This is a genomic window from Pigmentiphaga sp., assembly GCF_019689535.1.
Classification (GTDB): domain Bacteria; phylum Pseudomonadota; class Gammaproteobacteria; order Burkholderiales; family Burkholderiaceae_B; genus Pigmentiphaga.
Genome location: NZ_JADGHH010000136.1, coordinates 1 through 9609, shown reverse-complemented (window position 1 = coordinate 9609; position 9609 = coordinate 1). Strand labels below are relative to the sequence as shown.

11 protein-coding genes are annotated in these 9609 nt (G+C 65.9%); 7 read left to right on the top strand and 4 right to left on the bottom strand.

What is annotated here, in order from left to right; translation table 11 throughout:
- Together IRZ12_RS12275 and IRZ12_RS12270 are read left to right on the top strand one after the other, a co-directional pair.
- Positions 1-587, top strand: a 587-nt coding sequence (locus tag IRZ12_RS12275; RefSeq protein WP_296468810.1) for a PhoH family protein, incomplete at its 5' end; no start/stop codon positions are given.
- A gap of 1 nt (position 588) precedes the next feature.
- Entirely contained in the window at positions 589-1995 is a 1407-nt protein-coding gene (locus IRZ12_RS12270; protein WP_296468808.1) for a CoA transferase, read from the top strand.
- Here IRZ12_RS12270 and IRZ12_RS12265 read toward each other — a convergent pair.
- Genes IRZ12_RS12265 through IRZ12_RS12250 form a run of 4 tightly spaced genes read right to left on the bottom strand, consistent with a single transcriptional unit; the run spans position 1992 to position 5692 of the window.
- Positions 1992-2699: an ABC transporter ATP-binding protein gene (locus IRZ12_RS12265; protein WP_296468806.1), complete on the bottom strand. Its 708-nt coding sequence runs from the start codon at positions 2697-2699 to the stop codon at positions 1992-1994. The two genes, IRZ12_RS12270 and IRZ12_RS12265, sit on opposite strands and share 4 nt — an antisense overlap.
- Positions 2696-3475 (bottom strand): ABC transporter ATP-binding protein, encoded by a 780-nt coding sequence (locus IRZ12_RS12260; protein ID WP_296468805.1) that lies wholly within the window; start codon positions 3473-3475, stop codon positions 2696-2698. The genes IRZ12_RS12265 and IRZ12_RS12260 overlap by 4 nt, the downstream gene beginning before the upstream one ends.
- Positions 3468-4730, bottom strand: a complete 1263-nt coding sequence (locus IRZ12_RS12255) for a branched-chain amino acid ABC transporter permease (RefSeq protein WP_296468803.1) — start codon at positions 4728-4730, stop codon at positions 3468-3470. The genes IRZ12_RS12260 and IRZ12_RS12255 overlap by 8 nt, the downstream gene beginning before the upstream one ends.
- Positions 4727-5692 (bottom strand): branched-chain amino acid ABC transporter permease, encoded by a 966-nt coding sequence (locus tag IRZ12_RS12250; RefSeq protein ID WP_296468801.1) that lies wholly within the window; start codon positions 5690-5692, stop codon positions 4727-4729. The genes IRZ12_RS12255 and IRZ12_RS12250 overlap by 4 nt, the downstream gene beginning before the upstream one ends.
- A gap of 137 nt (positions 5693-5829) precedes the next feature.
- Between IRZ12_RS12250 and IRZ12_RS12245 the strand changes: the two genes are divergently transcribed.
- The 5 genes from IRZ12_RS12245 to IRZ12_RS12225 are packed head-to-tail and all read left to right on the top strand — an operon-like array spanning position 5830 to position 9515.
- Entirely contained in the window at positions 5830-7344 is a 1515-nt protein-coding gene (locus IRZ12_RS12245; protein ID WP_296468799.1) for a YdiU family protein, read from the top strand.
- A gap of 8 nt (positions 7345-7352) precedes the next feature.
- Positions 7353-7775 (top strand): peptide-methionine (R)-S-oxide reductase MsrB, encoded by a 423-nt coding sequence (gene msrB, locus IRZ12_RS12240; protein ID WP_296468797.1) that lies wholly within the window; start codon positions 7353-7355, stop codon positions 7773-7775.
- 43 nt (positions 7776-7818) lie between these two features.
- Complete coding sequence (locus IRZ12_RS12235) at positions 7819-8406, top strand: septation protein A (RefSeq protein WP_296468795.1); 588 nt, start codon at positions 7819-7821, stop codon at positions 8404-8406.
- Positions 8403-8687 carry a BolA family transcriptional regulator gene (locus IRZ12_RS12230; RefSeq protein WP_296468793.1) on the top strand — a complete coding sequence of 95 codons (285 nt, stop codon included), beginning with the start codon at positions 8403-8405 and terminating at the stop codon, positions 8685-8687. Before IRZ12_RS12235 ends, IRZ12_RS12230 begins: the two co-directional genes overlap by 4 nt.
- 60 nt (positions 8688-8747) lie before the next feature.
- Positions 8748-9515 (top strand): peptidylprolyl isomerase, encoded by a 768-nt coding sequence (locus IRZ12_RS12225; RefSeq protein ID WP_296468791.1) that lies wholly within the window; start codon positions 8748-8750, stop codon positions 9513-9515.
- Positions 9516-9609 lie beyond the last annotated feature (94 nt).

Here is a 9609-nt window from a genome sequence, read left to right as displayed (position 1 = left end):
TGTCTCTCCTGGGCCAAGCCGGCACGGGCAAGACACTCTTGGCGCTGGCAGCGGGCCTGACGCAGGTGCTCGAGACCAAGCGCTATACAGAGATCATCATGACGCGCGTCACCGTCCCGGTAGGCGAAGACATCGGGTTCCTGCCCGGGACGGAAGAAGAGAAAATGCTGCCGTGGATGGGAGCGCTCGAAGACAATCTGGACGTGCTCAACATGGGAGACGGCGAAGCCGGGCACGGCGGCGACTGGGGCCGCGCAGCCACCATGGACCTGATCCGCTCACGGGTCAAGGTCAAGTCGCTCAACTTCATGCGCGGCCGCACGTTCCTCAACAAGTTCCTCATCATCGATGAGGCCCAGAACCTCACGCCCAAGCAGATGAAAACCTTGATCACTCGCGCCGGCCCGGGCACCAAGGTGGTATGCCTGGGCAACATCGCGCAAATCGACACGCCCTACCTCACCGAGAGCAGTTCGGGACTGACCTACGTGGTCGACCGCTTCAAGGGATGGCCCCATTCTGGCCACGTCACGCTGCAGCGGGGCGAGCGGTCCAGGCTGGCCGACTACGCGGCCGAGGTGCTGTGACATGGCGGCGGACCGAACCCCGGCGACTTCGGCCTGCCTCGATTACCTGCGCGCCATCTGGAATGCGTTGGGCGGGCAGCCGTCCCTGCCCGACAACGTGGCCTTCCACGGCACGGGCAGCCTGCCGTCCGTCTTTCCCGTCACCGACCTGGCCGCCGCGTCCATTGCCGCCGCCGGATTGGCCGTCGCAGAACTGCTTGCGCTGCGCCATGGCGAGTTTCCCGGCGTGCGCGTCGACCGCCGCCTCGCATCGTTCTGGTTCGGTACTTCTTTGCGGCCGGTCGGCTGGAAACTACCGCCGGCCTGGGATCCCATCGCGGGAGACTACGAGGCGGCCGACGGCTGGATCCGCCTGCACACCAACGCTCCCCACCATCGCGCGGCCGCCCTGCGCGTGCTGGACTGCGGCCCCGACCGAACCAGCGTGGCCGAGGCAGTCAAGAAGTGGAAAGCGCTAGACTTGGAAAACGCCGTTGTCGAACAGCATGGATGCGCGGCCCAGATGCGCAGCCTGGCCGAATGGTCCATGCATCCCCAAGGCGTCGCCGTGGCCGCCGAGCCGCTGGTCTGGCGCGTCGCCGCCCCGGCGGCAGACAAACCTTCCTGGCCGGTTTCCCGCGATCGCCCGCTGGAAGGCTTGCGCGTGCTCGACATGACGCGCGTGCTCGCCGGCCCCGTCGCGACTCGTTTCCTGGCCGGCTATGGCGCCGAAGTGTTGCGGCTCGACCCGCCGGGATGGGACGAACCATCCCTTGCTCCCGAGCTGACGGTGGGCAAGCGCTGCGCACGGCTCGACCTGCGCAGCACGGAAGGACGCCGCACGTTTCGCCAATTGCTGCGGGACGCCGACGTGCTCGTGCACGGCTATCGCCCTGACGCCTTGCCCGCACTAGGCTTTGATGCCGAACAGCGGCGGCGCATCAATCCGGCGCTGGTGGACGTCTCGCTCGACGCGTATGGTTGGACGGGGCCCTGGAAAACGCGGCGGGGATTCGACAGCCTGGTGCAGATGAGCTGTGGCATCGCCGACGCCGGCATGCGGCAGCTCGGCCAATCCAAGCCGACCCCGTTGCCGGTGCAGGCGCTCGACCATGCCACTGGTTACATGATGGCCGCGGCCGTCGTGCGGGGCTTGGTCGACCGGGTACGCAGCGGAACAGGCGGTGAAGCCCGCGCATCGCTAGCACGCACCGCCGCGCTGCTGGTGCAACGCACGCAGCCCGACGATGCCGACGCACTGGCCCCTGAAACGCGCGAGGATTGCACCATGCCCTCCGAGACGACGGCCTGGGGCCGCGCGCGCCGGGTCAAAGTACCGCTCGAGATTGCCGGTGCAGACATGGCATGGTGTATTCCGGCCGGCCCGCTGGGCGCCTCGCCCGCCGCGTGGGCAACGGCCGGCGGCTAAGGCTCGAGCCACTCGCGCTGCACGTCCGGCCGCGCCCGCAGGTCGGCCGGCGTTCCATCGAACACCACCTCGCCATGGCCCAGCACACAGGCCCGGTCGGCAACTTCCAGCGCCAGCTCCAGTTTCTGCTCGATCAACAGCATCGCCACGCCACGGCCGCGCAAGTCCCGAAAGAGCCCAGCCAACTGGAACACCACCTGGGGTGCCAGCCCCTCGGCCGGCTCGTCGACCACGATGAGTTCCGGGTCTCCCATCAGCGCGCGTCCCAACGCCAGCATCTGCTGCTCCCCGCCCGACAAACGCTGCGCAGGCACCCGGGCACGCTGTGCGAGGACGGGGAAGAGCGCGTAGACGTCTTCCTTGCGCCAACGCCCCGGCCGGGCGCCTTTCTGGCCGAGAAGCAGATTCTGCTCCACGCTCAAGTTCGGAAACACATCGCGGCTCTCCGGCACGTAACCTATGCCAAGCCGCGCGATTTCAAAGGTTTTCAGCGTGACGAGGTCGCGCCCGCGCCAAAGGAAAGTCCCCTCCCGCCGCACCAACCCCATGATCGCGCGCGCCAAGGTCGAACGGCCAGCGCCGTTGCGCCCGAGCACGGCGACGATCTCCCCCGCCCCGATGCGCAGGTCCACGCCTCGCAGCACGTGGGCGCGCCCATACCAAGCCTGGGCATTGCGGATGTCCAACAACGTTTCGCTCATCATCCCTGCAGACTTCGGCCGAGATAGGCGCGACGCACCCGGTCATCCTCGCGGATGTCGGCCGGCGCCCCGGTTGCAATCAACTCTCCGCGCACCAGGACGGATATCCTGTCCGACAAACCGAACACCACTTCCATGTCGTGCTCCACGATGAGCACCGTCCGGCCCCGGCAGGCGGTTCGTATCAACTCCACCATGCGCCGGGACTCGGCGCGGTTCATGCCTGCCGTAGGTTCATCGAGCAGCAGCACGCGCGCATCCGCTGCCAGGACCATGCCCAGCTCCAACGCCCGCTGCTCGGCGTAGCTCAAGGCTCCAGCCTCGACGCCAGCCCGCTGCGCAAGCCCCACTTGGGCCATGACGGCGTGCGCCCGCTCGGCAAGACGCGTGGCGGTTCGCAGTGGGCGCCACCAGACATAGCCAAGCCCGGACGCGCGCATGGCGGCGCAACGCAAATTGTCGAAGACCGACAGGCGCGGGAACACATTGGCGACCTGGAAACTCCGGGACAAGCCCAGGCGCGCCATGCGATGGGGCGGCAGCCCGGTCGTGTCACGCCCATACAAGCGTACCGTGCCGGACGACGGTGCCGTCAGCCCCGAGATGACGTTGAACAGCGTGGACTTGCCGGCGCCGTTGGGACCGATCAGCGCATGCACTTCACCGGCGGCGACGGACAAACTCACGCCATCGAGAATGCACGCGTCGCCATAACGCTTGCCGATATCCGCCAGCACTAACGCGTCGACGCCTTTTCCGCGCACCAGCGTCTCAGCCATCGCGCGCTCCCTGCGCGGCGGACGAGCGCGTGCGACGGTAGGCCAGGCAGGCTGCGCCGCCCAGGGACAGGCACGCAGCCCCGGCCCACGCGCCCGCCGCGGACGGGTCTAGCATCCAGTGCATGGGCGAAGCCGGCGACGCAGCCTCCGCCTGGGCATGGACGGCAGCGTAGGCGAGCTCCACGGCCCAGCACAGCCCCAGCGCCAACGCCAGGGTTCCCACTGCTCCCCAGCCGGATCCGCGCACGACGGCCGCTGCCCCCTTGCCTGCGATACGCCGCGCCAGTCCATGGACCGCACCTGCCAGCCCATGCGGCGCGAATAGCACGGTTGCGGCGAACGCCAGCCCGAGATAGAGCTGCCATGCCCCCGTGTAGCGCGACAATGCCACCGAAAACAACGTGACAACCACGGCACCGAGGACGGGCCCCAGGAAGAAACCGCTGCCGCCGACGACGACCGCCAGCAACACGATGGCCGAGCGTTCCATGCCCAGGCCGTCTACGCTCGCGATCTCGAAGTTGAGCGCCCAGAGCGCACCCGCGATGCCCGCAAAAAACGCCGCCAGGACCAGCATCCCATATCTCACGAGATGGGGATTCTGTCCGACGAACGCGACCCGCTGGGGGTTGTCGCGCACGGCATTGGCTAGCATCAAGAGCGGCGTGCGCCCCAGGGCGCGCATCGCGATCGCGCTGGCCACCGTCCAAAATGCCGTCAGGTAATAGATGTTCGTGTCCGGTCCCAGGCTGAACACGGCCTCCATGCCTCTGAATAAAGCCGGGCCGGCGGTGCGGTCGGCGGTCAATCCGCCTTCCCCGCCGAACCATTCTGGCAGCATGGCCGCCGCCGCATGGACGAGCTCGCCGATTGCCAAAGAAATCATCGCAAACGGCGTGCCGCCGCGCCGAGTGGTTGGATGGCCGATCAACGCAGCGAATGCAGCGCTCGCCAGGCCGCCCGCAAGCGGCAGCATGGCCACGGGCAGCGTGAAGGCGCCGGTTTCCATGGCGCGCAACAGGTGCACGACCGCGAAACCGCCCAGCCCGGCATAGACGGCGTGCCCGAAGGACAGCATGCCGGTCTGTCCGAGCAACAAGTTATAAGACAGGGCAAAGACCGCCATCGCGCACATTTGCGACATCAGCCCCAGCTGGAACCGGCTGCCCAGCAGCAGCGGCGCGAAGGCCAGCAAGGCCGCCAGCGCCGTCCCCCATATGCGGTCGGCGCACAGGTTTACCCGGCCTCGCATCATGTTTCGCGCACGCCCATGAGCCCCCGCGGCCGCGCGATGAGGACGGCGACCATCAACAGATAGGGCAGCACCGGCGCGATCCGCGACAACGGCCACGCCGCCAACGCCTGTGCGTCGGCCGGCGCCGCGCCTAGCCATGCGGCCACGTCTGCCAGCGACCAATCCGCGCCGGCGGCGAAAGTTTGCAAGAGGCCGATCAGCAGACTGGCGACAAAGGCGCCGGTGAGCGACCCCAGGCCGCCGACCACGGTGATGACGAACACGATGGGCCCCAACGCTTGCGCCATGCCTGGATCGGTCACGAATATGCTGCCGCCAATGGCACCGGCCATGCCCGCCAGCGCGCAGCCGGCGGCAAACACCCATACGTATATGCGAGGTACGTCATGCCCCAAGGCCTGCGCCATGTCCGGATGACTGATCGCGGCCTGCATGACCAAGCCGATGCGTGTGTGCCTGACGCCCCACCACAACGCGGCCAGCATGGCGCCTGCCGCGGCGGCGATGAGCAGCCGATGCTTGGGAAACGCGTGACCGCCGAGGAGAAAGATCGGTTCGGCCAACGCATCGGGAATACGGTACGGCACAGGGGAACGGCCCCATGCCAACTGGACCAATTCCACGATCACATAGGCCAGCGCAAACGTGAACAGCAACTCTGCCACGTGCCCGCGCGGGCGCAACCGCCGCAAGGCGAACCGTTCCACCGCCGCGCCGGCCGCCCCGGTCAGCACCGGCGCGATGAACAGCGCGATCCAGAAGGCCGCGCCGGGGGAGACATGTGCCGCCCCCAGCGCACCGGCCGCGGCGTATGCGAAGTAGGCGCCCAGCATGTAAAAGCTGGCATGCGCGAAATTGATGACGCCCATCATGCTGAAAATCAGCGTCAGCCCGGCCGATAGCATGAATAGCAAGAGTCCGTAACAGACGCCGTTGAGCAGCGAAACGATCAGCCAATCCAAACCATGAACTCCCTGGACGCCGCGCCGGTCTGACCGGATAGCATGGAGAGAAGGAAAACGAAACGAGAAACGACGGCAAATAGGTTAACCTTGATCGATAGCCGGCGTGATGCCGATTACCTTCCAAGGCAACCGTTTTGAAGCTCGCCAGCACACTCGACTCCCTACGCACCGATAACTCTTTCGCAGCGCTGCCGGATGCGTTCTATTCCCGGGTGTCGCCACAGCCGCTCGGCGACCCATGGCTGGTGCATGCCAATCCGGATGCGGCCGCGCTGATCGGGCTTGCACCCGAGGCTTTGTCCACGCCGGAATTCCTGGCCGTTTTTTCGGGCACCCGCCCCCTGCCCGGCGGTACTTCCCTCGCGGCCGTCTATAGCGGCCATCAGTTCGGCGTCTGGGCAGGACAGCTCGGCGACGGGCGGGCCTTGCTCCTAGGCGAGGTCCAGGGCCCCAGCGGCAACTGGGAACTCCAGCTCAAAGGATCGGGCACGACGCCCTACTCTCGCATGGGAGACGGCCGGGCGGTCCTGCGATCGTCCGTGCGCGAATACCTGGCGTCCGAAGCGATGCACGGGCTCGGCATCCCCACCACGCGAGCCCTTGCGCTGGTCGCATCCGACGATCCGGTCATCCGCGAGACCGTAGAGACTGCGGCCATCGTCACCCGCATGTCTCCCAGCTTCGTCCGGTTCGGCTCCTTCGAACACTGGGCCAGCCGGCAGCGGCCGGACCTACTGCAAGTGCTGGCCGGCTATGTCATCGACCGCTTCTATCCCGAATGCGGTGCCACGCCCGCCGGCGAAGCGGAAACGCAGGCCGGCCCCTATCTGCGCCTCTTGGCGGCCGTGACGCGCAAGACGGCGGAACTCATGGCCGGCTGGCAGTCGGTGGGCTTCTGCCACGGCGTCATGAACACCGACAACATGTCCATACTGGGCCTGACGCTCGACTACGGCCCGTTTGGCTTCATGGATGGTTTCGACGCGCACCACATATGCAACCATTCCGATACGGCCGGCCGCTACGCGTGGGACGCCCAGCCGGCCGTCGCGCATTGGAACCTGTACCGGCTCGCGGGCGCGCTCCTGCCCCTAGTGCAGGACGAAGCCGCGCTGCGCGCTGCGCTCGCATGCTTCGAGCCCGCGTTCCTCGACGCCTACCACCGCAGGATGGCGGCCAAGCTGGGCTTCCGGCAGTGGCAGCCCGGAGATGAAGAACTGCTCAACGGGTTGTGGTCGATCATGCACCACGACCGCGCCGATTTCACGCTTAGCTTCCGGCGCCTGGGCGAAGTCGCCGCCGATGCAGGCGCGGCCGCCCCGGCGCCGGGCAACGAAACATTCGAAGACCTCTTCATCGACCGCGAAGCGGCCCGGGCATGGCTCGCGCGCTACCGCGACAGGATACGGCGCGACGGCCGGCCCGATGCCGAGCGCAGGGCCGCCATGCATCGCGTCAATCCGCTGTACGTGCTGCGCAACCACCTGGCCGAGCTTGCCATTCGAGCGGCGAAGGAACGCGACCCGGGCGAAATCGACCGCTTGCTGGCAGTGCTGCGGGACCCTTATACCGAACGGCCCGGCTACGAGGCTTACGCCCGCCTTCCGCCCGACTGGGCGAGCTCCATTCAAGTCAGCTGTTCTTCATGAGGTAAACCATGTCCGACAGGCCCAAAGTCAAGAAATCCGACGCCGAATGGCGCACCCTGCTCACTCCGATGCAATACGCCGTCGCACGGGAAAAAGCCACTGAACGCGCCTTCACCGGCGAGTACTGGAATCACTACGAGCCGGGCATCTATCGCTGTGTCGCCTGCGGCACCCCCCTCTTCGCCTCCGACACAAAATTCGAGTCGGGGTGCGGCTGGCCCAGCTATTTCGCGCCCATCGACCCCGACAACGTGCGTGAAGAGCTCGACACCAGCCACGGCATGGTTCGCACGGAAATCCTGTGCAACGTCTGCGACTCGCACCTGGGGCACGTTTTCGAAGACGGGCCGCCCCCGACCGGGCTGCGCTACTGCATCAACTCGGTATCGTTGAAGTTCGAGCCTTTCGACGACCCTTCCTCCAACCCCTGACCCGGACCGGCCGGGAACGAATCTCCCTCGCCACTGCAATTCGATGAAATTACTTTTCGACCTTTTTCCGCTGCTGCTTTTCTTTGCTGCCTACAAGTTCGCCGACATTTACGTGGCGACAGGAGTCGCGATGGCGGCCAGCGTGCTGCAAATCGCCTGGCTGCTGGTCCGGCGCAGGAAAACCGAGCCCATGCACTGGATCAACCTCGCGATCATCGTGGTGTTCGGCGGAGCGACCCTATTCCTGCACGACGAGGTCTTCATCAAGTGGAAGCCCACCGTGCTGTACTGGCTATTCGCGGTCGTGCTTGCCGGCGGCCAATGGCTGCTCAAGCGCAATTTCCTGCGCAGCATGCTCGGCAAGCAGATCCAGCTGCCCGATCCCATCTGGAACCGGCTCAACCTTGCATGGACGGCATTCTTCGCCGCCGTTGGCGCGCTCAACCTCTACGTCGCGTACTCCTGGCCCACCGAGACCTGGGTCAGCTTCAAGGTTTTCGGCATCTTCGGGTTGCTGCTCGTGTTCATCGTGCTGCAATCGATCTACCTCGGACGCCACATCAAGCAGCCCGAAGAGCCGATCCGAGAGATTGCCAAGCGCGAAACCGACGCCGGAGCCGGGCGGTCATGAGCCAGGCACGCATCGACCTCATCCGGGAGCGCCTGCAAGCGCTTGCGCCGGCCGAGCTCGACATACGGGACGAATCGCACCTGCATGCAGGCCATGCCGGCGCGGCGGCCGGAGGCGGGCATTTCCGCCTACGCATCGTGTCGTCCCGGTTCGCGGGCCTGAACAGGCTGGCCCGCCATAGGCTGGTGTATGATCGATTGGCAGACCTGATGCCCTCGCAGATCCATGCGTTGGCCATCCAGGCACTGACTCCAGAAGAAGACTCCGCACCAACCCCTTGAGGGCGGTCCCTACCGCCCCGATCTCAGACTCTTTCTACCTTCACTCAAGGACTTCCATACATGAAGCGTGTTTTGATGATGGCTGCCGCGCTGACCGTGGCCGCTCCGGTTTTTGCGCAGAATGCCGCCGTAGTCAACGGCAAGGCCATCCCGTCGTCGCGCGTGGATCAATTCGTCAATCTGTTGACCAAGCAAGGGCAGCCCGATTCTCCCCAACTGCGCGAACAGATCCGTGAAGAGCTCATCAATCGCGAAATCTTCCTGCAGGAGGCCGACAAACGCGGCATCGCCAAGCAGCCGGACGTCCAGACCGAGCTCGACCTGACCCGGCAGAGCGTCCTGATCCGCGGCCTGTTCAACGATTTCCTCGCCAAGAACCCCGTGACCGACCAAGAAATCCAGGCCGAGTACGACCGGGTCAAGGGTGCCCAGGGCGACAATGAATACCAAGCGCGGCACATCCTGGTCGAAACCGAGGCCCAGGCCCGCGACATCATCGCCCAGCTCAAGAAAGGGGCGAAATTCGAAGAGCTCGCCAAGCAGTCCAAGGATCCCGGCTCCGCCTCCAACGGCGGCAGCCTCGACTGGGCGCCCGCCGCGACCTACGTGAAGCCGTTTGCCGACGCCCTGGCCTCGCTGAACAAGGGGCAAACCACCGAGAACCCCGTCCAGACCCAGTTCGGCTGGCATGTGATCCGCCTGGACGACGTCCGCCCGGTGCAGTTCCCCTCGGTCGAGCAACTGCGTCCGCAAATCGAGGAATCCCTGCGCCAGGCCAAGCTGCGCGACTTCCAAAACAGCCTGCGCGAAAAGGCCAAGATCCAGTGAGTGTTGGATTCAACCAACAACCCTGGCGGGGACAACCCAACCCCTTTTTCTCAATCAGGGTTTACTCTAGTTGACCCTGAAATCCCCCCAAAAA